The following is a 22666-nucleotide window of genomic DNA, read 5'->3' as shown; positions in this document are numbered from 1 at the left end:
CACCTTGCCGCGCCCGGGCAGTCCTCCGCCGGCTTGCGTCACTGTGCACCTCCCTCTCGCGATGCCGGTTTCAGCTGCCCTGTACCGCTCCTTCGGTGGCGCCCGCGATGAACCCGCGGGCGAAGATGCTGAACACGATGACCAGCGGAAGCGCCGCCATCAGCACACCCGCCATGACCATGCTGTAGTCGGTGGTGTGGCCGACGTTGAGCTGGGCCAGCTCCACCTGCAGCGTCACATGGCCGGGGTTGGTCAGCACGACCAGCGGCCAGATGTAGTCGTTCCAGCAGTTGACGAAGGCGTAGATGGCGAGGAACGACAGCGCGGGCCTGATCATCGGCAAGGCGATGTTCCAGTACTGGCGGAAGAACCCGGCGCCGTCGATGCGCGCGGCGTCGAGGAGTTCGTCGGGTACGCCGTTCTGGATGTACTGGTGCAGCCAGAAGATGCCGAAGGCGTTGGCGAGGGACGGCAGGGCCAGCGCCTTGAGCATGCCCACCCAGCCGATCTTCGACATGAGGATGAACTGGGGCAGGATCGCCAGCTGCAGCGGCAGCATCATGAACAGCAGCAGCGTGCCGAAGAGCAGCTTGCGCCCGGGGAAGTCGAACTTGGCGAAGGTGAAGGCCGCCAGCGAGTCGACGAACAGCACCAGGACGGTGGTGACGGTCGCAACCATCACCGTGTTGAGCATCGACCCGAAGAAATCGATGGTGTTCAGCACATGCCGGATGTTCTCCAGCAGATGGGAGCCGAAGGTGAACTTCGGCGGGCTCTTGTAGATGTCCTGGGTGGTGTTGGTCGCCATGACGATCGTCCAGGCGAAGGGGAAGACCGAGATCAGGACGGCCACGACGAGGATGATGTGCGCCGTCAGGCCCTTGGGGCGGCGCAGCCTCCTGCTGCCCGTGGCCGGCCGAGCGGTGTCCACTGCCGTCATGCCTTCCTCCCTCGTGTGGTGATGCGCCAGTTGACGGCGACGAGGATGATGATCAGTACGAAGAAAGCCCACACGATGGCCGCGCCGTAGCCGTAGTCGTTGTTGAGGAAGGCCGACTGGTAGAAGTACAGCAACGTGGTCAGGCCTGCCTGGCCGGGGCCGCCGAGGTTCGCGTTGGCGGCGTTGCTGCCGAACAGGACCTGGGGTTCGCTGAAGCTCTGCAGACCGTTGATGGTCGAGATGATGACGGTGAACAGGATGATCGGCCGCATGATGGGGATCGTGATCTGGAAGAACGTGCGGATGGGTCCCGCACCGTCCATCTTCGCCGCCTCGTAGATCGAGTTCGGTATCGCCTGCAGACCGGCCAGGTAGATGATCATGTTGTAGCCGGTCCACTGCCAGGTCATCAGCAGCGCGATGACCAGCTTGATCAGCCACGGGTTGCTCAGCCACGGAACCGGCGAGATGCCGACCATGCCCAGGATCGCGTTGACCAGACCGAAGTTGTTGCTGAACACCGCGCCGAAGAAGATCGCCACGGCGACGATCGAGGTGACGTTCGGGACGTACAGCGCGATGCGGTAGAAGCCCTTGAAGCGGCGCACCGAGTGCAGCAGCGTCGCCAGCATCAGGGCGCCGAAGAGGGTCGGCACGGTGGACAGCACCCAGATCACCAGGGTGTTGCGGATCGACAGCCAGAAGACCGGGTCGTCCCACAGGAACCTGAACTGCTGCAGGCCCACGAACTGCATGGTGCCCATGCCGTCCCAGCGCTGGAAGGCCAGATACAGCGAGTAGAAGACGGGGAAGAAGGAGAACGCGGCGAAGATCAGGTAGAACGGCGAGATCGCCAGGTACTGCCGCCAGTACGACAGCGGCCCGCGCCGCCTGGGCCGAGCGGAGCCCGCGGGCGGTGTGCGCCGCGGGCGGAACCGGGCCGGGCCCGGCCCGCCGAGGCGCTGTGGCACCTCGGCGGAGCCGGTGACCGGAGGGGACGACACCTCAGCTCACCCCCTGCCTGCGGGCGATCTGCTTGGCCTGGCTGACCGCGTCCTTCCAGGCGTCGTCGGGCTTCTTGCCCTTGGCCTCGATGTTGGTCAGTTCCGTCTTGTAGGGGGCCATCACAGCGGCGTCGGCCGGGGCCTCGTACGCGATCGGCACGGCCTTGGCGGCCGGCCCGAAGACCTCGATGATCTTCTGTCCGCCGAAGAAGGCGTCGGGGCCCGTCATGGCCGGCATGGTGTAGGCGGCCGGGGCGGCGGGGAAGATGGCGGCGTCGGTGAAGCCGCGGGCGTCGTTGGCGGGGCTGAGGATCCAGCTGATGATCTTGAACGCCTCTTCGGGGTTGCGGCACTGCTTGGGCAGGGCCAGGTACGAGCCGCCCTGGTTGGCCGGTCCGACGGGCATCGCGCACACCCGCCACTTGCCCTTGGTCTGCGGAGCGGCCTGCTCGATGTCCAGCGCGTGCCAGGCCGCGCCGAGCTCGGTGAGGAGGGTCTTGCCGACGGCGGCGTTCCAGGTGTTGTCGTTGATCTTGGCGTCGAGGCCGAGGGTGTAGGGGCGCACCGACGTGGTCCATGCGGCGCGGATGTGGTCCTGGTCGCCGATGAAGTGGTTGTTCTTGTCGATGAACCGCTCGGTGCCCTGGCCGACGGTCATGTCGAACATGGAGCCGATGTTGTTGACCAGGTAGGTGCCGGGGTTCTTCTTCTGCAGCTCGGTGCCGAGCGTGAAGTAGTCCTCCCAGGTCTTGACCAGGGCGGCGACCTTGTCGGGGTCGGTGGGCACCCCGGCCTTGGCGAAGAAGTCCTCGCGGTAGAAGAGTGCGGTGGGGCCGATGTCGATCGGGAAGCCGATCTGCTTGCCGTCCTCGGTCTGGGCGAGCTTGGTCTTCCAGTCCAGGTACTGGGACGAGAGCTTCTTGAAGCCGAGGTCGTTCAGGTCGAGGAAGCGGTCGGCGTTGGGCAGGAAGGACGCTATGTCCTCGCCCTTGATGCCGGTGATGTCGGGCACGGAGGTGCCCGCGGCGATGGTGGTGGTGAGCTTCTGCTTGAAGTCGCCGCCGATGGAGGCGGAGGTCAGCTTGACCGTGCTGCTGAAGTGGGTCTTCGCCTCCGCGACCACCTTGTCGCTGAGCGCGCCGCCCCAGTACCACAAGGTGAGGTCCTTGCCGTTCTTGGTGCCGCCCGATCCCGAGCTGCCGCCGCATGCGACGGTCAGGCCGGACGCGGCCGCGGTGAGCGCGGCGGCCTGGAGGAAGCCTCTACGAGAAAGGTCCACGGGTCACTCCTGTTGTTCCTGTTCGAGGTGCTGAGGGGCTTGAGGGTCAGTGCAGCCGGTCGGAGGCGCGTGGGCCGACGAGCGTGTGAGGGGCGGGCGGGGTCACCGGCGCGTACCGCACCGGCGGGCCGACGTTCACCGGGAGGCGGTCCGGCAGGAAGCCGTATGCGTGCTTGAGGTCGGGGTCGGTCAGGGAGTGCCACCAGCGGTCGACGCCGTACCAGCCGGGGGCGGCCAGCGCCCCGCCGTGGTGCCGGACGGACAGGCCCGCGGCGAGGACGGCGAACCGCAGCCGTTCCTCCAGGGGCCAGCCGCCGAGCGAGGCCGCTACGAAGCTCGCGCCGAAGACGTCACCGGCGCCCGTCGCGTCCAGGACGTCGACGTCGAGGGCCGGGACCTCCGCGTACTCGCCCGTCACCTGGTCGACGGCGACCGCGCCGTCCCCGCCCCGGGTGACCACGGCCACCGGCACCAGCTCGGAGAGCGTGCCGAGAGCCGCGACCGCGCTGTCGGTGCGGGTGTAGGCCATCGCCTCGGTCTCGTTGGGCAGGAACGCGTGGCACAGCTTCAGCTGGTCCAGGAGGTCCGTCGACCACTCCTGGGTGGGGTCCCAGCCGACGTCGGCGTAGATGTGCGTGCCGTTCGCGGCGGCCTTGGCGAGCCACTCGCGGGGTTCGGCCTCGATGTGCACGAGGGCCGTGCGCGCCTCGGGCGGGTCGCCCATCAGCGCGTCCTGCGAGTACGGGGGTTCCTGGCCGTGGGTGACGAGTGCACGGTCGTTGCCGTGCGCGAGCGAGACGGTGACGGGGGTGGGCCAGCCGTCGGCGGTGCGGGAGAGCGAGAGGTCGACGCCTTCCTGGTCGTCGAGGACGTCACGGCAGTACTCGCCGTAGAAGTCGTCGCCGAAGACCGTGGCCAGCGAGGTGCGCAGGCCGAACCGGGAGGCGGCCACCGCGAGGTTCGCGATGCCGCCGGGGCCGCAGCCCATCCCGCCCGTCCAGATCTCCTCACCCGGTGTCGGAGGCTTTCCGAGCCCGGTGAGGACGAGGTCGTAGAAGAGCAGCCCGGTCAGGAGCACGTCGGGCCTGTCGTCGTCCACGCGAACAGCCTCTCGTCAAAACTCGTCATTTTCGATGACGGGAATCGTGCGCTGATCCACGAGATTGGTCAATACCCGAGCAGAAGTGAGCATGGAAATGATTGAAGATGACGAGTAGTGTGCAGCGCGTGCTGGCAGAACGACGACACCAACTCATCCTGCGGGCCCTGCGCTCCGGCGGTCCCGCGGCAGTGACCGACCTCTCAGAGCAGCTGGGTGTGAGCCCCGCCACGATCAGGCGCGACCTGGTCAAGCTCGAGGAGGACGGCCTGCTCACGCGTGTGCACGGCGGCGCCGTCGTGGAGGAGGGCGACCAGCCCTTCGCCGAGGTCGCCGAGGTGCGCGTGTCCGAGAAGGACGCGATAGCCGAGCGCGCCGCGGCGATGGTCAGGGACGGCCAGTCGGTGCTGCTCGACATCGGCACCACCGCCTACCGCCTGGCCCGCCAGCTGCACGGCCGCCGGCTCACCGTGATCACCAGCAACCTGGTGGTCTACGAGGAGCTGGCGGACGACGAGGGCATCGAGCTGGTGCTGCTCGGCGGCATGGTCCGCCGCGAGTACCGCTCCCTGGTCGGCTTCCTCACCGAGGACAATCTGCGTCAGCTGCACGCCGACTGGCTCTTCCTCGGCACCAGTGGAGTGCGCCCCGGTGGGCAGGTGATGGACACGACGGTCGTCGAGGTGCCGGTCAAGCGCGCCATGATCAAGGCGAGCGACAAGGTCGTGCTGCTCGCCGACGCGGCGAAGTTCCCGGGTACGGGGATGGCGAAGGTCTGCGGTCCCGAGGACCTGGACGTGGTGGTGACGAACGCGTCGGCCGATCCGGCGACCCGCTCCTCCCTGGAGGAGGCGGGCGTCGAGGTGGTCGTGGCAGGAAAGGTGCAGGCGTGAAGCTGACGATTCTGGGCGGCGGCGGGTTCCGGGTGCCGCTCGTGTACGGGGCGCTGCTGGGCGACAGAGGCGAGGGCCGGGTCACCGAGGTCGTCCTGCACGACCTGGATGCGGGCAGGCTGTCCGCGGTGACCCGAGTCCTCGCAGAGCAGGCCGCGCAGGTCGCCGACGCCCCCGAGGTCACGGCGACGACCGACCTCGACGAGGCCCTGCGCGGCGCCGACTTCGTCTTCTCCGCGATCCGCGTCGGCGGCCTCGAGGGCAGGGCGAACGACGAGCGGGTGGCCCTGGCGGAGGGGGTCCTCGGCCAGGAGACGGTCGGCGCCGGCGGCATCGCCTACGGTCTGCGCACCGTCCCGGTCGCCGTCGACATCGCCCAGCGCGTGGCCCGGCTCGCGCCCGACGCCTGGGTCATCAACTTCACCAACCCGGCGGGCCTGGTCACCGAGGCCATGTCCCGCCACCTCGGCGACCGCGTCATCGGCATCTGCGACTCGCCGGTCGGCCTCGGCCGCCGTATCGCCCGGGTGCTCGGCGGGAACCCGAAGGAGGCCTGGATCGACTACGTCGGCCTCAACCACCTCGGCTGGGTCCGCGGCCTGCACATCGCAGGGCGTGACGAGCTCCCGCGGCTGCTCGCCGACCCCGACCTGCTCGGCTCCTTCGAGGAGGGCAAGCTCTTCGGCGTCGAGTGGCTGCAGTCCCTCGGCGCGATCCCGAACGAGTACCTGCACTACTACTACTTCAACCGCGAGGCCGTCCGCGCCTACCAGCAGGCCGAGAAGACCCGCGGCGCCTTCCTGCGCGACCAGCAGGCCCATTTCTACGAGGAGATGCGCAACCCCGGCGCCCAGGCGCTCGACGCCTGGGACCGCACCCGCGCCGAGCGCGAGGCGACGTACATGGCCGAGAACCGGGAGACCGCGGGCGCCGGCGAACGCGACGCCGACGACCTCTCCGGCGGCTACGAGAAGGTCGCCCTCGCCCTGATGCGGGCCATCGCCCGCGACGAGCGCACCACCCTGATCCTCAACGTCCGCAACCGCAGCACCCTGTCCGTACTGGACACCGAGGCCGTCATCGAGGTCCCGTGCCTGGTCGACGCCAACGGCGCGCACCCGGTCGCCGTCGCCCCGCTGCCCGACCACGCCACCGGCCTGGTCTGCGCGGTGAAGGCGGTCGAGCGCGAGGTGCTGGCGGCCGCCGAGTCCGGCTCCCGTACGACCGCCGTGAAGGCGTTCGCGCTGCATCCGCTGGTGGATTCCGTGAACGTGGCCCGACGGCTGGTCGAGGGCTACACCGACGTCCATCCCGGGCTGGCGTACCTTAAGTAGACGCGCCGCCGGAAAGCGCTTTCCCCCTCTCTCGGCTCCCTGGTTTTCTGGAGACTTCCCATGCACGACGAACGCCGCCGGATCGAGGAGCGCGCCGAGCGCCTCCACAACCAGCGCATCAAGCCCGCGATCTACGCGGCCACCGTCCCCCTGACGGTCGAGGCCTGGCAGGCGCCGGGCGAGCCGGTCTCCTTCGAGGAGGCCGCGGCCGCCCCGTACAAGCCCTTCGCGATGGACACCCCGTGGGGTCCGCCCTGGGGCACGACCTGGTTCCGGATGCGCGGGCAGGTGCCCGCCGAGTGGGCCGGCAAGCGCGTCGAGGCGGTCATCGACCTCGGCTTCGTGGGCGACTGGCCGGGCAACCAGGCCGAGGCCCTGGTCCACCTCACCGACGGCACCCCGCTGAAGGCGGTCAACCCGCTCAACCAGTACGTGGCCATCGCCAACCCGGCGACGGGCGGCGAGGAGATCGACTACCTGGTCGAGGCGGCCTCGAACCCGGACATCCTGGCCAACAACTTCTCCGAGCCCACGCTTCTCGGCGACGTCCTGACGGCCGGCGACAAGCCGCTCTACACCTTCCAGCGCGCCGACCTCGCCGTCCTGGACGAGGAGGTCTGGCACCTCGACCTGGACCTCCAGGTGCTGCGCGAGCTCATGGTCCATCTCGCCGAGCACGAGCCGCGCCGCCACGAGATCCTGCACGCCCTGGACCGGGCCATGGATGCACTGGACCTGGACGACGTCTCCGGCAGCGCCGCCGCCGTCCGCGAGGTGCTCGCCCCCGTCCTGGCCAAGCCCGCGCACGCCAGCGCCCACACCGTCTCCGGCGTCGGCCACGCGCACATCGACTCCGCCTGGCTGTGGCCCATCCGCGAGACCAAGCGCAAGACCTCCCGCACGTTCTCCAACGTCACCTCGCTCGCCGACGAGTACGACGACTTCATCTTCGCCTGCTCCCAGGCCCAGCAGTACGAGTGGGTGCGCGACAACTACCCCAAGGTCTGGGCGCGCATCCAGGAGTCCGTGAAGAAGGGCCAGTGGGCGCCGGTCGGCGGCATGTGGGTCGAGTCCGACGGCAACCTGCCCGGCGGCGAGGCCATCGCCCGCCAGCTCGTCCACGGCAAGCGGTTCTTCATCGAGCACTTCGGCATCGAGACCAAGGGTGTCTGGCTGCCGGACTCCTTCGGCTACAACGCCGCCTACCCGCAGCTCGCCAAGCTCGCCGGCAACGAGTGGTTCCTCACCCAGAAGATCTCCTGGAACCAGACCAACAAGTTCCCCCACCACACCTTCTGGTGGGAGGGCATCGACGGCACCCGCATCTTCACCCACTTCCCGCCGGTCGACACCTACAACGCCCGCTTCAGCGGCGAGGAGATGGACCGCGCGGTCCGCAACTATGCGGAGAAGGGCGCCGGTACGCGCTCGCTGGCCCCCTTCGGCTGGGGCGACGGCGGTGGCGGCCCCACCCGCGAGATCATGGAACGCGCCCGCAGGCTCGCCGACCTGGAGGGCTCGCCCAAGGTCGTCGTCGAGCATCCCGACGAGTTCTTCGCCAAGGCCCGCGCGGAGTACGAGGACGCCCCGGTCTGGAACGGCGAGCTCTACCTGGAGCTGCACCGCGCCACCTACACCTCCCAGGCCCGCACCAAGCAGGGCAACCGGCGCTCCGAACACCGCCTGCGCGAGGCCGAGTTGTGGGCGACGACGGCCGCGCTGCACGCGCCGGGCTACTCCTACCCGTACGAGAAGCTCGACCGGCTGTGGAAGACGGTCCTCCTCCACCAGTTCCACGACATCCTGCCCGGCTCGTCGATCGCCTGGGTGCACCGGGAGGCGGAGGCCGAATACGCCCGTGTGGCAAAGGAGTTGGAGGAGCTGACGGCCGAGGCGGTCGCCGCGCTGGGCGGTGGCTCCGCTCGTGTCTTCAACACCAGCCCGTTCGACCGGGCCGAGGTCGTGCGTACCGCCGAGGGCGCGCCGGCCTACGTCGAGGTGCCCGCGAGCGGCAGCGCTGTCGTCGGCGCCGAGCCGGTGCCGGACCCCGTCACGGTGAGCGGCCGGGTGCTCGACAACGGCCTGGTACGGGTCGAGGTCGCGGAGGACGGCACGCTGGCCTCCGTGCGCGACCTGCGTGCCGGCGGCCGTGAAGTCCTCGCGGACAAGGGCAACCTGCTGCGCCTGCACACCGACCTCCCGAACTACTGGGACGCCTGGGACATCGACAAGCACTACAAGAACCGCTACACGGACCTGCTGGATGCCGAGTCGGTCACGGTCGTCGAGGAGGACCCGCTGCTCGGCGCGATCCGCGTGGAGCGCAGTTTCGGCAAGGGCTCGAAGCTCACCCAGACGATCACCCTCCGGGCCGGCAGCCCCCGTATCGACTTCGAGACCGACATCGACTGGCACGAGGCCGAGAAGATCCTCAAGGCCGGCTTCCCGGTCGACATCCGCGCCCCGCACTCCTCCGCCGAGATCCAGTTCGGCCACATCCAGCGGCCCACGCACACCAACACCAGCTGGGAGGCGGCCCGTTTCGAGGTCTCCGGCCACCGCTGGGTGCACATCGCCGAGCCCGGCTACGGCGTCGCGGTCATCAACGACTCGACCTACGGCCACGACGTCTCCCGCACGGTCCGCGAGGACGGCGGTACGACGACCCGGGTCAGCCTCAGCCTGGTCCGCGCCCCGCGGATCCCGGACCCGGAGGCCGACCAGGGCAAGCACCGCTTCACCTACTCCCTCCTGCCCGGCGCGAGCATCGACGACGCGATCGCCGAGGGCTACGCCCTCAACCTCCCGCTGCGGCTGGCGGATTCGGCGGGTGCGCCGGAGCCGGTCGTCTCGGTCGACGGCGAGGGCGTGACGGTCGAGGCGGTCAAGCTCGCGGACGACGCCTCCGGCGATGTCGTCGTACGGCTCTACGAGTCCCGCGGCGGCCGCGCGACAGGCGTGCTGCGCACCGGCTTCCCGCTCGCGGGCGCCCAGGTGACCGACCTGCTGGAACGCCCGCTGGAGGACGCGGAGATCGCCGATGGCGGTGTCTCCGTCGTGCTCCGTCCCTTCCAGATCCTGACGCTCCGTCTGCGGAGGGCCTGACCCGTGGCCATGCAACCCTGGTTCACCGACGCCAAGTTGGGGATCTTCATCCACTGGGGCATCTACGCCGTGGACGGCGTCCAGGAGTCCTGGTCGTTCTACGACGACATCGTGCCGCACGACCAGTACATGTCCCAGTTGGAGCGCTTCACCGGCGCCAAGTACGACCCGAAGGCGTGGGCCGACCTGTTCGCCCGCGCGGGCGCCAAGTACGCGGTCCTGACGAGCCGTCACCATGACGGCGTGGCCCTGTGGGACACGGAGTACGGCGACCTCAACCTCGGCAAGGACTACCTCGGCCCCTATGCCGAGGCCCTGCGCGAGAAGGACCTCAAGGTCGGCTTCTACTACTCCCACTCCGACTGGAACCACCCCGACTACGCGTCAACTCGCAAGCCGGGCCGCCCGCCGGAGCAGGAGGACAACCGCTACTCCGAGGTCGCTGCCGAGGACGAGGACCTGGCGGCCTGGGAGCGGTTCATCGCCTACCGCGACGGCCAGATCCGGGAGTTGGCCTCGCGCTACCGGCCCGACCTGATGTGGTTCGACGGCGAGTGGGACCGCAGCGAGGAGCAGTGGCGCATCCCGGAGTTGGCCGCGCTGATCCGGTCGTACGTCCCCGACGTCGTCTTCAACGCCCGTATGCTCAGCGAGGGCGACTACGCGACTCCGGAGCAGGGCGCGCCGATCGTGCCGCCGGAGGGCCCCTGGGAGCTGTGCCTGACGATCAACGACTCGTGGGGCTACCAGCACCAGGACCACAACCACAAGTCGCTGTCCCAGCTGATCCGTTACTTCACGGAGACGATCGGCGGGGGCGGCAATCTGCTCCTCGACGTCGGCCCCATGGAGGACGGCACCATCCCGCAGCCGCAGGTCGAGCGGCTGGAGGGGCTGGGGGAGTGGATCCGGGGGCACGCGGAGGCGGTGTACGGGACGGTGCGCGGCCTCCCGGCGGGGCACCACTACGGGCCGAGCACCCTCTCCGCAGACCGCCGCACGCTCTACCTCACCCTGTTCGACATCCCGCGAGCCGAGATCGGCGTCCGGGGCCTGGCCACGGGGGTCCGCAAGGTCAGGGTGGTGGGCACCGGCACCGAGCTCGGCCACCGGGTGGTCGGTGGGCTGCACGACGCGGTGGGTGTGCTGTGGATCGATCCTCCGGCGGAGGCGGACCTGGACCCGTACGCCACCGTACTGGCCGTCGAGTTGGACGGGGAGCTGGAGCTGTACCGGGGGTCGGGTCGCTTCTGACGGCCACTCACATGTAGCCGTCCCGGCTCTGGTCGCGCTGCCGACGGGCTTCCCCGCGGGTTCGTACGAACTCGGTGAGGGGAGCCCGTAGCGCGTAGATGGCGACCAGCGCGGTCGCGACACCGCTTGCCGTGATGAGCCAGTCGTTCATCGAGTCGATGCGGTGCGACCACGTGTTGTGCACGGTCAGATGGATCTTGATCGGGGGGTGCAATGTGTCCAGGGCAAGGTTCGAATCGCCCTGGTACGTCGTGACGGTGAGCGCGAGGTCGTAGTCGCCCGGCTCGTCGGCGGAGACGCTCCACTGCCACGCCGCGTCCTCGCCGGGCTGGGCGATGGCCTGTTCGGACCCGTCGCCCAGCAGCACGATCCGCACTTGCCTGCTCCCGGAGGCGAGCGTGGCACCCTCTTCTCCGCCCACCTGGAACGCCCGGGTCACCAGGGCGGCCTGCGCCGCCCTGCCCGACTTCTCTCCCCGCGCGGTGAGCCGTACGTCGTAGGTCAGGCTCTCACCGACGTTCACGGAGACGGCGGGGTCGTACGCGAGGGATCCGTCGAAGAGGTGCTTGCGGTCGTTGACGATCGAGGCCTGTAAGTCCGCCTGCCGGGGCCGCTGTTCCACGTCCTCGGGCCCCTTGTTCGCGCCGTCCGGCACACCACAGGAGGCGAGGAGCGCGACGAAGCCGAGAGCGAGGAGGAACGACAGACACCGGCCTGCAGTGGTGACCCTTCTCCTCACTCCTGCGCCGCCCCCGTATACCGTGCCGTCGAGCCGCGGGAAGGCCCCCGCGGCGGGTCGGTTCAAGATTCTTCCCGCCGCGGGGGCCCGGGCGCCAGCCCTTCTTCCAGCCTCCTCAGTTGCTCCTCAGCCGGTGAACCCGGCCGTGATCGAGGTGAACTGCCAGTTGTTCTGGCTGATTCCGGAGCAGTTGCTCACCACGCCGCCGCCCGGGCACGGCCGGTCGCGGTTGACCGACCAGAAGGCGAGACGGGCGATGTGGTGGCTGTTGGACCAGTCCTTGATCTGGGTCCAGATCGCCGGGGTGGTGTTCTCCTGCTGGTCGGACAGGCCGTTCATGCCGGAGATGCCGATGTGGGAGTACGCGGTGGCGTCGTCCCAGCCGAACGTCGACTTCAGCTTGGCCTTCAGCCCCTCGGCCGCGTTGACGGTGTTGCCGTACATGTCGGAGCCGCCGCCGAAGTCGAACGGCATGATCGTGAAGACGTCGATGTTGGCGCCGAGCGACTGGGCCTGCTCGATGAGCCGGTTGCCGTAGTACGTCGGGCCGGTGGTGGACGTCCCGAAGGTGACGATGGTCTTCAGGCCGGGGTTGTTGGCCTTGACCGTCTTCAGGGCGGTGAGGATCTTGGCCTGTACGGCCTCGTTCTCGAACTCGTCCGTGTTCTCGATGTCCATGTCGATCGCCTTGAGCGAGTAGGCGTCGATCACCTTCTGCAGGGCTCCGGCGAGCGCGCTCGCGGAGGAGCAGTTGGCGCCGAGCTTGCTGCCCTGCCAGCCGCCGAACGACGGCACGATGTCACCGCCGGCGGAACGGATCTGGTTGATGGCGGTCTGGTCGACCCCACCGGTCAGCGCCCGGCTGCCGTCCCAGGCAGGGGTGCAGCCACCGGAGTCGAGCACGAACGCCATCGTGAACCACTTGATGCCGGTCGCGCTCATCACGGTGCTCGGACTCGGCGGATCGCCCCAGCCCTCGTACAGATACGGCGCGGCCTGCTTGAAGCCGGTCCCGCCACCGCCGCCCGCGTCGGTCGTCACGGACACGGAGTTGGAGGCGCCGGAGGTGTTGCCGGCTGCGTCCCGCGCCTTGACGGTGAAGGTGTAACTCGTGCTCGGCGAGAGCCCGCTGACCGTGGCCGAAGTACCCGACACGGTAAGGACGTTGTTGGAGCCGCTGTAGATGTCGTAGGACGTGACACCCACGTTGTCCGTCGAGGCGTTCCACTTCAGCGACACGCTCGACGACGTCTTGCCCGTGGAGGCCAGCCCGGTCGGCGCGGTCGGCGCCTGAGTGTCCGAGCCGCCACCGCCGCCGGGCCCGTCGAGGCTGATGTCGTCGGCGTAGTAGGTCCCCTGGGCGTACCAGCCGTGGACGTAGATCGTGGCGCTGGTCTGCGAGGCGCCGGTGGTGAAGGAGACCGACAGTTGGCTGTACGCCGACGGGGAGGTCGTCCAGGTCGAGGCGCCGCCGCTCACGCCGAGGTAGACGTAGGAGCCGCGCACCCAACCGGTGAGGCTGTACGCGGTGTTGGGCTGCACGGAGACGGTCTGCGTGCACTGGGCGTTGTCGCTGTCCGTCACCGCCCCCCGCAGGGCCTTGGAGCCGCCGTGCACGGGGGAGGAGACGACCGAACCGAGGTTCCCGGTGCAGGACCAGGGCGACAGGCTGCCCGACTCGAAGCCGGGATTGGTCAGGACGTTGGCCGCTTGGGCCGTACCCGGAAGGGCGATGGCTCCGGCGAGCGCGAGTGCGGCGGAGCCGAGCAGTGCGAGTAGCCGACGTCTGGAACGTCTGAGTGTGTTGCGCACGCGATCTCCCTGAAGGAATGGGGGTGTTCGGGAGTGCAGAGAGAAGTGCAGAGAGGTGCGCAACCAAGTTGGTATGGACCAATTCCGATGTCAAGATGCTGCGGCGAAATTGGTCCAGACCTCGTTCGGAGCCGGGGCTGCTCAGAAGGGGAATCGCTGCATGGACAGCGCCCGTGCCTCCTGCCTCCGTTCGCCACCGCCCCAGAACTGGTCGATGACCACGCCGATGAGCTCGTCCGCGCAGAACACGGGCGCACCGAAGATCTCGTCCTGCGCCCTCCATCGATGGTCCACCGGGACCTTTATGGTCATGGTGACGGCGTTGGGGCTGTACAGGGACGCCTCGGTGGTGACCTGCGCGCGCAGACCACCGTCCTCGTCCACGGCCTGCGCAATCCTGACCGCGCTGTCCCGCGGCGGGAGTTGCACCTCGCTGATGCGCAACTCGCGGACCGCCGGGCTCGGTTGACGGGAGCCGATCCGCAGCAGCGCGCAGCGCACCGCAGGATTCGGGTAGGCGCTGACCGTGCCGCGGCCGGGATCGTTGTCCCACGGCTGCTTCCAGACCAGTTCGGCAGGTTGCCAGTCGAGTGAGTGCGTGGCCGCGGGCGAGGACTGCCCGACGTAGAGCTGGGCGTCGGACTGCCTCGCGGTGTCCGTGACGGCGGTGAGGACCAGGCCTTCACGGACGAGTAGACCGGTCCAGAAAGGCCTGTCGTGAGCTGCCCTGGCGTGGGGGACGCCAAGATCCCGGTCTCCGAGGCGAGCCCTGACCGCCACGATGCTCTCCACGTACATGTCCGTCCCCCTCACCCGGAGCCCGCGCACCTTCGACGCGCGAACCCCGGGCGGGGTTCCGGCAGTTGGGTGGTTACGCGGGTGCGGCGGCGGGGGTGCCGGCCTCCGCGGCGGTCTCCTGGACGGGCTCCGCCGTAGGTGCCGGAACGGCGGGCAGCAGGGTGCCGGCCTCCGGCTCCTCCATCCGCTGCTGCGGCAGCGAAACCGCGCGCAGCGGCCGAGGTCCGGAAACCACCGTGTAGTCCTGCCCGAGGAACGGCGGCGTCATCTCGCCCGGGTCCTCGCCCAGCGCCAACTGCACAGCCGCCCAAGGGGCGTTGACCCCGCACAGGGACAGCTGGTGCAGCCCGCCGGCGGGTCGCGTGTTGACGTCCATCAGGACCGGGTGGTCACCGAACATCCGGAACTGGATGTTGGACAGGTAGTGCAGCCCGAACCCCTCCGCGATCCGCCGCGCCGGCTCCAGCCACTGCTCGTGCAGCGTGAACCCGCGCCGACGGCCGTTCTTGGTACGGCCGATGGCGAGCCGCACCCGGTTGTCGGGGCCGGTGAGGCAGTCCACCGACACCTCCGGCTGCTCGAGCCGCGGCATCACGATCCAGTCGACCGGCTCGTCGGCCTGCTTCAGCGCCTCCACGACCAGATCGAGCGGCACGTACGGGCTCGGGAACCCGTTGAGGTGAACCATCGAGAAGGGGGCGCGCGTGATCACACGGAAGCCCACCCCGCCCGCACCGGACGCCGGCTTGAAGCACGCCTTGTGCCCGCCCGCCTCCAACTCCTCCACGGCGGCGACGAGTTCGTCCGCGCCGCGCACCCGCCACCACGACGGCACCGGCACGCCGATCGCCTGCACGGCCTCGTAGGCGATCACCTTGTCCTCGAAGACGGCCACGCCCTCCGGCGGCGGCGCCAGCAGCGCCGTACCGATCGCCTCGAAGTCCGCGCGGTGCGCCACGATCGCCGACTGGTGCAGCCGGGGCACGAACACGTCGATACCGCGGCGCCGGCACTGGGCGAGGGCGTACTCGACATACCCGGCCGGGGACAGGCCCTCCGGCTCCAGCTCGGCGGTGTCGGCGGCGGCCAGCACGGGGGAGTCGGCGTCCCCGTGCGTCGCATGGATCTCCACGGCCCGATCGCTGGGATTTCGCCGCAGCTGATCCATGAAGAACACGTTCTCCGCGTACGTGCGGTTGAGCCAGACGCGTACGCGAGAGACCATGCAGGGCCGTCCTTTCACGGTTCGCGGGCACGGCAGAGCAGCCCGTGCCCGGGCAGGGGAGTTTGTGGGTCACCAAACCGCCCCTGTGTGAAGGGAGTTCGTCTTCGTGGCGGTGGTGTTAGGGCGATCATACGGCTTCCGAGGGGCCGCGCGTGCAACGTACGTGTTACGGATTTTCCGGTCCGTCGGCCTCCTGGCCCGACCCGGGCGGGGTCGCCTTGTCCCGGAGCCGTGAAATGTGCTGTCGTGTTCCCCGTCCGTGAGTGCGCAGGGCGGACGGGCAGGCTGGGCGGAGGGGGCGAGAGGTGACGTCGACGGCCGGTGGGACCGGACAGCTGCTGGCCATCAGCGATCTGCACATCGGGTACCCCGAGAACCGCGCCCTGGTCGAGCGCATGCGCCCCGAGACGGACGACGACTGGCTGCTCGTCGCCGGCGACGTCTCGGAGAGAGTCTCCGACATCCGCTGGGCCCTGAAGACCCTCGCGAGCCGCTTCCGCAAAGTGATCTGGGCGCCGGGCAACCACGAACTGTGGACCCACCCGAACGACCCCGTCACCCTCCGCGGCGTCGCCCGCTACGAGCACCTCGTCGCCCAGTGCCGCGAACTCGGCGTGACGACGCCCGAGGACCCCTACCCCCTCTGGGAGGGCCCCGACGGCCCCGTGGCCGTCGCACCGCTCTTCCTCCTGTACGACTACTCGTTCCTGCCGGAGGGCTGCACCACCAAGGCCGAGGGGCTGGAGTACGCGCACGGCACCGGCATCGTCTGCAACGACGAGTTCCTGCTGCACCCCGACCCCTACCCGTCCCGCGAGGCATGGTGCCGGGCCCGGGTCGCCGAGACCGAGCGCAGGCTCGCCGCACTGCCCGACGACCTGCCCACCGTCCTGATCAACCACTACCCGCTGGACCGGCACCCGACCGAGGTCCTGTGGCACCCCGAGTTCGCCATGTGGTGCGGCACCGATCTGACCGCCGACTGGCACCGCCGCTTCCGCGTCGAGACCATGGTCTATGGACACCTCCACATCCCGCGGACCACCTGGCACGAGGGCGTCCGCTTCGAGGAGGTGTCCGTCGGGTATCCCCGCGAGTGGCGGAAGCGGCCGCAGCCGCCGGGGCGTCTGCGCCGTGTGCTGCCTGAGGAGGTCGGGGTCGGGTGATCGAGGAGCTGCTGCCGGACGAGGTGGTGGCCGTGGAGGTGCACGGCGACGACGGGAGCGAGCCCGCGCCGCTGTACCCCGAGGAGGCGGCCGTCGTCGCCCAGGCCGTCGAGAAGCGCCGCCGCGAGTTCGCCCTCGTGCGTGCCTGCGCCCGGCGCGCCATGGACAAGCTCGGCGTCCCGCCGCAGCCGCTGCTGCCCGGCGAGCGCGGCGCACCGAGCTGGCCCGCCGGGCTGGCCGGCAGCATGACCCACTGCGACGGCTACTGCGCCGCCGCCCTGGTCCGCGCCGCCGACCTGGCCTCCCTCGGCATCGACGCCGAACCCCATCTGCCGCTCCCGGAGGGCGTCCTGGACGCCGTGTCCCTGCCCGCCGAGGCCGTCAGGCTGAGCCGCCTGGCGGCGGACCACCCCGCGGTCGCCTGGGACCGGCTGCTGTTCAGCGCCAAGGAGTCCGTCTACAAGGCGTGGTTCCCCCTCACCGGCCTGTGGCTGGACTTCACCGAAGCCGACATCGAGCTCTCCGTCGCCCCCGGCGAACGGCTGCACGGCACCTTCCACGCCGAACTCCTCGTCCCGGGCCCGCTGGTGGGCGGCCGGCGCCTCGGCCACTTCGAGGGCCGGTGGACCGTCCAACGCGGCCTGGTGGCGACGGCGGTGACGGTGCCGCACACCGCCTGAACTCCCGGTCCTCGCCCGTCATGGCTCCGGGCACCACATCTGCAGCAGCCGGAAGAACTCCTCCTCGTTCCCCGTCAGTCCCGCGTCCGCCAGGGCCTGTTCCGCCTCGGCGAGCACGGAGGGCGGCACGACAGGTGGTCGTGCGGTGCCGGGCGGGCCGTCGAAAGCGGCTCGTACGGTGTGCAGCAGCCGCAGGTAGGCCTGTACCGCGGTGCGCTCGCGATCGGTCAGTACGGCAGTGGGCATCGGTCGGCTCTCCCCGTCTCGGCGACTTCGGTCACGCACCCGAAAAGGGGCGCAACTCCAGCTTGCCGCCCGCCACTGACAATCGGCTGTGACCACGGGCGGCGTCGCCCGCTTAGCGGAGGCGAAACGTCCACGAAATCCCTTGTGGGAAAGCAGTCCTACGCTGGAAGGGAAGGGCTTTCGGCCGCTTCGGCGGCCATGGAGCGGGGAGGCAAGTGCGTGGTCGACGTCCCGCACCGCCGTCCCGGGCGCGCCGTACGGCTGCGTCCGGTGGGCGACGGTGAACTCGAGTTGCAGTACCGCGTGGTGCACGGCTACCGGCGTGCCTTCCGCATGGCCGGCGAGGGACCGGCGCTGGTGCTCATCCACGGCATCGGGGACTCCTCGGCGACCTGGGCCGAGCTGATCCCCGACCTCGCCCGCACCCACACCGTGATCGCCCCCGACCTGCTCGGCCACGGCGCCTCCGACAAGCCGCGCGCCGACTACTCGGTGGCGGCGTACGCGAACGGCGTGCGGGACCTGCTCACCACGCTCGGCATAGAGTCCGCGACGCTGGTCGGGCACTCGCTGGGCGGCGGCGTGGCCATGCAGTTCGCCTACCAGTTCCCCGAGCGCACGGAACGGCTCATCCTGGTCAGCGCCGGCGGCGTCGGCCGCGAGGTCAACCCCATGCTGCGGCTGGTCTCGCTCCCCGGCGCCCACCTGATGCTGTCCACCCTCCGGCTGCCCGGCATGCGGCTCCAAGTGAGCCTGGCGATCCACCTGATGAAGATGCTGGACACCGACCTCGGTCTGGACGCCCGCGACCTGGTCAACCTCGTCGACGCCCTGCCCGACGAGACCTCCCGCAACGCCTTCATCCGCACCCTGCGCGCGGTCGTCGACTGGCGCGGACAGGTCGTCACCATGCTCGACCGGTGCTATCTCACCGAGGGCATGCCGACCATGCTGCTGTGGGGCGACCGGGACAGCGTGGTGCCCGTACGGCACGCCTACGGGGCGCACGAGGCGATGCCGGGCAGCAGGCTGGAGATCTTCGAGCAGGCCGGCCACTTCCCGTTCCACACCGACCCCGCGCGCTTCGTCTCCCTGGTCGAGGAGTTCACGGCGACCACGGCCCCGGCCGACTGGAGCCGCGAACACTGGCAGGAACTTCTGGTCGAGGGCCGTCCCGGCACCAGCGCGGGACGGCCGGACACGGCGCGTAGTCGGGCGGTGGAGCGGGATCTGCGGGAAGCCAGTGAACGCAGTGCGACGTGACATGGCACTGTGCCGCCGGTGCAGTGGTATGTCACATACCACTGCAGCCCCGACCGCCCCGCCCTCAGCCCTGCGACCCCAGATACCCCAACGAAGCCTCGATCCGCCCCGCCAGATGATCCCTCTGCACCGGCCCCCGCAACCCCGACCCCGCCAGCCACGTACGGCACTTGCTGGCCAGCAGCAGGCCGAACGTCTCGGCCTCCTGCTCCTCGGCGAGGTCGAAGCGGCTGCGGGCGGCCACCCTGCGAACGGTGGCCCCCAGGTCCGCGTCTTCGCTCAGCAGCCGGGCCGCGACCCTGGCGCCCTCGACGTGGTGGCCGCAGTGCCCGGCCTTCATGTGCCACAGCTCGTGGCCGAGGATCACCAACTGGTGGTCGGGCGCGGTCCGTTCCTCGATCACGACGAGGTCCTGGTCGGCCATGTCGAGCCACAGCCCGCTCGCGGTGCCGCTCGGGAAGGCCGCCGTACGGAAGTGGACGGGCCGGCCGCGGCGTCTGCTCATCGCGGCGCACAGGGCGCCGTAGAGGGCATCGGGCCGTGCCGGTGCGGAGAGGGTGAGCTCCGCGACCAGTTCGCCGCACAGGCGGCGCATTTCCTTACCGATGCCCACAGTTCTCCCCAGGCTCACGACTCGGGCCGCTTGACGCTTTCCAGGAGCATGTCCAGCCACTCCGCGACCTTGTCGCGGTGCTGGTCGGTGGGCAGTTGGGCGGCCCGCCAGGCGATCCCGCGGACGCCGTGGTCCTGCAGCAGCCGCTCCAGCGGGTCGTCGGCCACGGCGGCGGCCTCCCGTTCGGCAAGCCTTTGCAGGAGTTCCTGCTCCACGCCCTGCAGGGCGCCGGTGAGGGCCTCGGGGTCTTCGGCCGTGAGGAATCCGGCGTGCACCCGGAAGAAGCGCTGGATGGCGTCGCAGTGCTCCATGGTGGGGCGCCGGTCGCCGTTGATGAGGGCGCCGGCCTGCTGGCGGGACATGCCCGCGCCGTCGGCGATCTCCTGCTGGGTGTACTTGCGCCCGTTGGGCTTGAGCCGGGTGCGCCGCAGCAGCTGCAGTCGCTGCAGGAACCGTGCCTGGACATCGGGCTCGCCCGCGGGGCGGCCGCTCAGCAGGGCCTTGGCCACGGGCTCGGGGACGCCGGAGGCGGCGGAAAGACGGCCGGTGTCGAAGACCTCCGCGTGCGGCACGCCGAGCCGGTCGGCGAGCGCGGTGACGCGAGCGACGGCGGCCGGCAGCGCCGCGGTCGTCCCCGTGGTGCCCGGACTCTCGAAGCCATCCGTCACCGACAGATCTCCCACGTTTCTCACAGGCTTTTCACAAGCGGTTGCCGTGAACTCGACGGAGATTACCGGGTAGTTCGAACTCACATCCAGGTGTCGCCACAACTGTGGCCAATTTCAGCCGTCAACAGGCACGAAATGCCACGATAGTTGACACGACTCGCGTCCGGGCCGCAGGATCAAGGCGCCGCGTGAAGGCCGCATAGGCAAGAGGGGTGACCTCCCGATGGCGTATCAGGCAGGAGGGCAGCGGTCGGCACCGCGGCCCGTCCCCGAGAGTCTCGAGGCCCAGGCGTATCTACAGGACTACGCGGCCCTTCTGGAGTCGGTTCCTTTTCCCTCCGTCGTCCTGGACCACCGTTGGGACGTCGTTCTCTCGAACAATGCTTTCGCGTCACTTTTTCGCGAAGTGGGCCCGCATCCGACGGCCATGCCGGGTGACAACTTCCTGAGATTCGTGCTGTTCCACCCGGATGCGGCCACGGTTCTCGGTGAGCACGAGTCGAGCTGGTGTCTGCCCGTGCTGGCGCACTTCGCGGCCGCGGTGGAGCGCTACGGCCACGACCACGGGCTGCAGGCCATCCGCCGGGACATCGCCCAGGACCCGATCATGGAGGCCGCCTACCGGCAGGGTCTGCCGCACTGGATCCGTGCGGTCGGCGAGCAGGCCGTGGAGCACGACGGCGCCGTACGACCCCTGCTGCACCCCGATCCGCGCTGGGGTGCCACCGACTGCCGGGTCGTGGACGAGACCCCGAGGACCCTGCGGGACATGGGGTACACGCGGATGACGCTGGTCCTGCGAGACCGGCCCCCGGCTCGCCGGACACGGCATGCGGCAGCACACCTGAGGGTGGTTCCGGCCCCCGGGAACTGACCCGTACCGGCGTCGGCGTCAACGCGCGGAGACCACCAGCACGAGCGGGATGTCCCGGCAGGGGACCAGCCGCAGTCCGCGGTACCGAGCGGGCCGCCCACGTTCCAGTACGGCCGCGAAGTCCGGCCCTTTGGTGAGGGATCCGGCGAGATGGGCGGGGTCGGCGGAGGCGGTCACCCGTCCGCGGGCGTTCACCAGATGCGCCGGTCCGGGCAGCCGGCGCAGCATCGGCATCACGGCCGCCTCGAAGTGCCGTAGATACACATCGGCCGCGGCCACCCCGGCGAACCGTCCCTGCATCGCGACCGGCGCGGACAGCGTGAGGCTGTACTCGTCGGAGCAGAGGTAGTCGACGTAGGGTCCGGCCACCGCGCGCTCGCCGGTGTCGCGGGGGAGGGCGAACCAGTCCCAGTGCGTGTAGTCCGCGTACGCCGACTGCTCGGGATCGAGGTCGAGCAGCAGCGGCCGTACGTCACCGTCCGAGCCGCTCTGCCACCACTCCAGCCAGGCCGGTACGTCGGTGAGTAGCCCCGGTGCGGCGACGAAGCCGACGCCGGACACCAACTCGTTCCGGGCGAGGCGCAGATGGAGCCCGGGGCGCAGTGCGGCGAGGTCCACGGTGGCGGGGCGGCGGCCCTCGGCGGCCACCCGGGCCAGCAGGTCCGCCGTGTCGGCGCGGGTGGCGGCGACGGCGTCGAAGACGCTCTCCAGGGCGGAGCGGACCCCGGCCGCGACCGACTCCTCCGGTGCCGTGCCGACTGCTGCCGTCGCGAGGCTCATGGCTGCCCTCCAGCGGACGGGGACCGGACGCGGCGCGAGCGTGGACTCCGTGGCTACAGGGTCAGGCGCAGAGTGATGAGCCGCGCCGTGGAGTCCTGGACGCACCGCTCGGCCAGTTCCCTGGCCGTTTCGTGGGCCCCATCCTGCACGGCCGAGATTACGGAGCGGTGACGGTCTGCCACCTCTTCACGATATTCGTCGTCCCCGAGCACAAGACACAGCAGCGCCCCGATCTCGGTCTGCAGCGCGACCTGTTCCCGGGTGAGGCGCGCCGACTGCGCGGCGGCGGCCAGCTCCACGTGGAAACGGCCGTAGACGCGACTGCGTGCCGCCGCGTCCTCCGCGTGCGTCAACTCCTCGGCCGTACGGCGGAGTTGTACGAGGTCGTCCGGTTCCGTGCGCTCGGCGGCGAGGCGGGCCGCCGTACCGGACAAAGCGGCCCAGTGGTCGCCGAGGTCGCGCAGTTCCTCGGTGCTCCAGCCGCGCAGGCGCGCCCTGAGGCGGTCCTCGCCGGGGACCTCGGGGAGGGACACGAAGGAGCCGCCGCCGCGGCCGCGGCGGGTGGTGACCAGGCCCTGCTGGCGAAGGGCCATGAGCGCCTCGCGCAGGGTCACGGTGGACACCCCGAGCTGGCCGGCCAACTCGCTCTCGCCGGGCAGCTGCTCCCCGTCGGCGAGCAGTCCGAGCTCGATGGCGTCGCCGATCCGGCGGACGACCGCGTCGACGCGCGCCCGGTTGTCCACCGGGGTGAAGACGGCTCTGCGCGCGCCGCCGTTCATCTGCTGCTGCTTCACGGCCATCACCTCGTGCATTGACTCAAGCTTTACCCTAAGGGGGCCTTGAGCTTTGAACTATGACTTCATATCTTTCCGTGCAACGTAGCAACGTACGAGA

21 protein-coding genes are annotated in these 22666 nt (G+C 69.9%); 8 read left to right on the top strand and 13 right to left on the bottom strand.

From position 1 onward, the window contains the following. Window positions 1-70: 70 nt before the first annotated feature. The 4 genes from ACFY1L_RS03235 to ACFY1L_RS03220 are packed head-to-tail and all read right to left on the bottom strand — an operon-like array spanning window position 71 to window position 4322. Window positions 71-940 carry a carbohydrate ABC transporter permease gene (locus ACFY1L_RS03235; protein WP_388817340.1) on the bottom strand — a complete coding sequence of 290 codons (870 nt, stop codon included), beginning with the start codon at window positions 938-940 and terminating at the stop codon, window positions 71-73. Continuing rightward, the gene (locus ACFY1L_RS03230; RefSeq protein ID WP_388818905.1) at window positions 937-1911 is read right to left on the bottom strand and encodes a carbohydrate ABC transporter permease; all 975 of its coding nucleotides are present in this window, start codon (window positions 1909-1911) and stop codon (window positions 937-939) included. The genes ACFY1L_RS03235 and ACFY1L_RS03230 overlap by 4 nt, the downstream gene beginning before the upstream one ends. 34 nt (window positions 1912-1945) lie before the next feature. Further along, window positions 1946-3223, bottom strand: coding sequence for an ABC transporter substrate-binding protein (locus ACFY1L_RS03225; protein ID WP_388817337.1), 1278 nt, complete (start codon window positions 3221-3223; stop codon window positions 1946-1948). A gap of 46 nt (window positions 3224-3269) precedes the next feature. Then, window positions 3270-4322 carry a carbohydrate kinase family protein gene (locus ACFY1L_RS03220; protein WP_388817334.1) on the bottom strand — a complete coding sequence of 351 codons (1053 nt, stop codon included), beginning with the start codon at window positions 4320-4322 and terminating at the stop codon, window positions 3270-3272. Window positions 4323-4450: 128 nt separating this feature from the next. Between ACFY1L_RS03220 and ACFY1L_RS03215 the strand changes: the two genes are divergently transcribed. From ACFY1L_RS03215 to ACFY1L_RS03200, 4 genes are read left to right on the top strand one after another with little or no spacing between them, the layout of a single operon-like run. After that, window positions 4451-5215: a DeoR/GlpR family DNA-binding transcription regulator gene (locus ACFY1L_RS03215; protein ID WP_388818902.1), complete on the top strand. Its 765-nt coding sequence runs from the start codon at window positions 4451-4453 to the stop codon at window positions 5213-5215. Continuing rightward, window positions 5212-6549 carry a 6-phospho-beta-glucosidase gene (locus ACFY1L_RS03210; protein WP_388817331.1) on the top strand — a complete coding sequence of 446 codons (1338 nt, stop codon included), beginning with the start codon at window positions 5212-5214 and terminating at the stop codon, window positions 6547-6549. Before ACFY1L_RS03215 ends, ACFY1L_RS03210 begins: the two co-directional genes overlap by 4 nt. 60 nt (window positions 6550-6609) lie before the next feature. Next, window positions 6610-9654 (top strand): alpha-mannosidase, encoded by a 3045-nt coding sequence (locus tag ACFY1L_RS03205; RefSeq protein WP_388817328.1) that lies wholly within the window; start codon window positions 6610-6612, stop codon window positions 9652-9654. Window positions 9655-9657: 3 nt separating this feature from the next. Continuing rightward, a complete protein-coding gene (locus ACFY1L_RS03200) occupies window positions 9658-10908 on the top strand; it encodes an alpha-L-fucosidase (protein WP_388817326.1) in 1251 nt (416 codons plus the stop codon). Between the two features lie 7 nt (window positions 10909-10915). Here ACFY1L_RS03200 and ACFY1L_RS03195 read toward each other — a convergent pair whose 3' ends face one another. The 4 genes from ACFY1L_RS03195 to ACFY1L_RS03180 all read right to left on the bottom strand — a co-directional run bounded on the left by ACFY1L_RS03195 (window position 10916) and on the right by ACFY1L_RS03180 (window position 15482). Further along, a complete protein-coding gene (locus ACFY1L_RS03195) occupies window positions 10916-11713 on the bottom strand; it encodes a hypothetical protein (protein WP_388817323.1) in 798 nt (265 codons plus the stop codon). Between the two features lie 60 nt (window positions 11714-11773). After that, a complete protein-coding gene (locus tag ACFY1L_RS03190; RefSeq protein ID WP_388817320.1) occupies window positions 11774-13459 on the bottom strand; it encodes a carbohydrate binding domain-containing protein in 1686 nt (561 codons plus the stop codon). 141 nt (window positions 13460-13600) lie between these two features. Next, entirely contained in the window at window positions 13601-14257 is a 657-nt protein-coding gene (locus ACFY1L_RS03185) for a hypothetical protein (protein ID WP_388817317.1), read from the bottom strand. Between the two features lie 73 nt (window positions 14258-14330). Continuing rightward, a complete protein-coding gene (locus ACFY1L_RS03180) occupies window positions 14331-15482 on the bottom strand; it encodes an ATP-grasp domain-containing protein (RefSeq protein ID WP_388817314.1) in 1152 nt (383 codons plus the stop codon). Between the two features lie 305 nt (window positions 15483-15787). Here ACFY1L_RS03180 and ACFY1L_RS03175 point away from each other — a divergent pair, with 305 nt between their 5' ends. Together ACFY1L_RS03175 and ACFY1L_RS03170 are read left to right on the top strand one after the other, a co-directional pair. After that, window positions 15788-16648, top strand: coding sequence for a metallophosphoesterase family protein (locus tag ACFY1L_RS03175; RefSeq protein ID WP_388817311.1), 861 nt, complete (start codon window positions 15788-15790; stop codon window positions 16646-16648). Next, entirely contained in the window at window positions 16645-17328 is a 684-nt protein-coding gene (locus ACFY1L_RS03170; RefSeq protein WP_388817308.1) for a 4'-phosphopantetheinyl transferase, read from the top strand. Before ACFY1L_RS03175 ends, ACFY1L_RS03170 begins: the two co-directional genes overlap by 4 nt. An 18-nt stretch (window positions 17329-17346) precedes the next feature. Here the strand turns inward: ACFY1L_RS03170 and ACFY1L_RS03165 are convergent, their stop codons facing one another. Then, a complete protein-coding gene (locus tag ACFY1L_RS03165; protein WP_388817305.1) occupies window positions 17347-17574 on the bottom strand; it encodes a hypothetical protein in 228 nt (75 codons plus the stop codon). A gap of 219 nt (window positions 17575-17793) precedes the next feature. Here ACFY1L_RS03165 and ACFY1L_RS03160 point away from each other — a divergent pair, with 219 nt between their 5' ends. Beyond that, window positions 17794-18837, top strand: a complete 1044-nt coding sequence (locus ACFY1L_RS03160; protein WP_388817302.1) for an alpha/beta fold hydrolase — start codon at window positions 17794-17796, stop codon at window positions 18835-18837. 64 nt (window positions 18838-18901) lie between these two features. Here the strand turns inward: ACFY1L_RS03160 and ACFY1L_RS03155 are convergent, their stop codons facing one another. Together ACFY1L_RS03155 and ACFY1L_RS03150 are read right to left on the bottom strand one after the other, a co-directional pair. Then, the gene (locus tag ACFY1L_RS03155; RefSeq protein ID WP_388817298.1) at window positions 18902-19450 is read right to left on the bottom strand and encodes a toxin-antitoxin system, toxin component; all 549 of its coding nucleotides are present in this window, start codon (window positions 19448-19450) and stop codon (window positions 18902-18904) included. A gap of 14 nt (window positions 19451-19464) precedes the next feature. Next, on the bottom strand, window positions 19465-20118 hold the full coding sequence (locus ACFY1L_RS03150) for a helix-turn-helix domain-containing protein (protein WP_388817295.1): 654 nt from the start codon (window positions 20116-20118) through the stop codon (window positions 19465-19467). A gap of 223 nt (window positions 20119-20341) precedes the next feature. Between ACFY1L_RS03150 and ACFY1L_RS03145 the strand changes: the two genes are divergently transcribed. Further along, a complete protein-coding gene (locus ACFY1L_RS03145) occupies window positions 20342-20992 on the top strand; it encodes a hypothetical protein (protein WP_388817292.1) in 651 nt (216 codons plus the stop codon). 18 nt (window positions 20993-21010) lie between these two features. On the opposite strand, the gene ACFY1L_RS03140 is transcribed toward ACFY1L_RS03145, so the two are convergent. Next, window positions 21011-21772 (bottom strand): cache domain-containing protein, encoded by a 762-nt coding sequence (locus tag ACFY1L_RS03140; protein WP_388817289.1) that lies wholly within the window; start codon window positions 21770-21772, stop codon window positions 21011-21013. A gap of 53 nt (window positions 21773-21825) precedes the next feature. Next, window positions 21826-22572 (bottom strand): FadR/GntR family transcriptional regulator, encoded by a 747-nt coding sequence (locus ACFY1L_RS03135; protein WP_388818899.1) that lies wholly within the window; start codon window positions 22570-22572, stop codon window positions 21826-21828. Between the last annotated feature and the right edge of the window lie 94 nt (window positions 22573-22666).

Origin of the sequence: Streptomyces sp. NPDC001663, from assembly GCF_042893105.1 — a bacterium.
Lineage (GTDB): Bacteria > Actinomycetota > Actinomycetes > Streptomycetales > Streptomycetaceae > Streptomyces.
This window is presented reverse-complemented; position numbering and strand designations above follow the sequence as displayed.

What these genes read in the sequence shown, in the direction of transcription:
- ACFY1L_RS03185 (WP_388817317.1), bottom strand. Translation starts at nt 14,257, where the DNA reads ATGTACGTGGAGAGCATCGTGGCGGTCAGGGCTCGCCTCGGAGACCGG.
- ACFY1L_RS03140 (WP_388817289.1), bottom strand. Translation starts at nt 21,772, where the DNA reads ATGAGCCTCGCGACGGCAGCAGTCGGCACGGCACCGGAGGAGTCGGTC.
- ACFY1L_RS03135 (WP_388818899.1), bottom strand. Translation starts at nt 22,572, where the DNA reads ATGGCCGTGAAGCAGCAGCAGATGAACGGCGGCGCGCGCAGAGCCGTC.
- ACFY1L_RS03205 (WP_388817328.1), top strand. Translation starts at nt 6,610, where the DNA reads ATGCACGACGAACGCCGCCGGATCGAGGAGCGCGCCGAGCGCCTCCAC.
- ACFY1L_RS03165 (WP_388817305.1), bottom strand. Translation starts at nt 17,574, where the DNA reads ATGCCCACTGCCGTACTGACCGATCGCGAGCGCACCGCGGTACAGGCC.
- ACFY1L_RS03235 (WP_388817340.1), bottom strand. Translation starts at nt 940, where the DNA reads ATGACGGCAGTGGACACCGCTCGGCCGGCCACGGGCAGCAGGAGGCTG.
- ACFY1L_RS03180 (WP_388817314.1), bottom strand. Translation starts at nt 15,482, where the DNA reads ATGGTCTCTCGCGTACGCGTCTGGCTCAACCGCACGTACGCGGAGAAC.
- ACFY1L_RS03145 (WP_388817292.1), top strand. Translation starts at nt 20,342, where the DNA reads ATGGCGTATCAGGCAGGAGGGCAGCGGTCGGCACCGCGGCCCGTCCCC.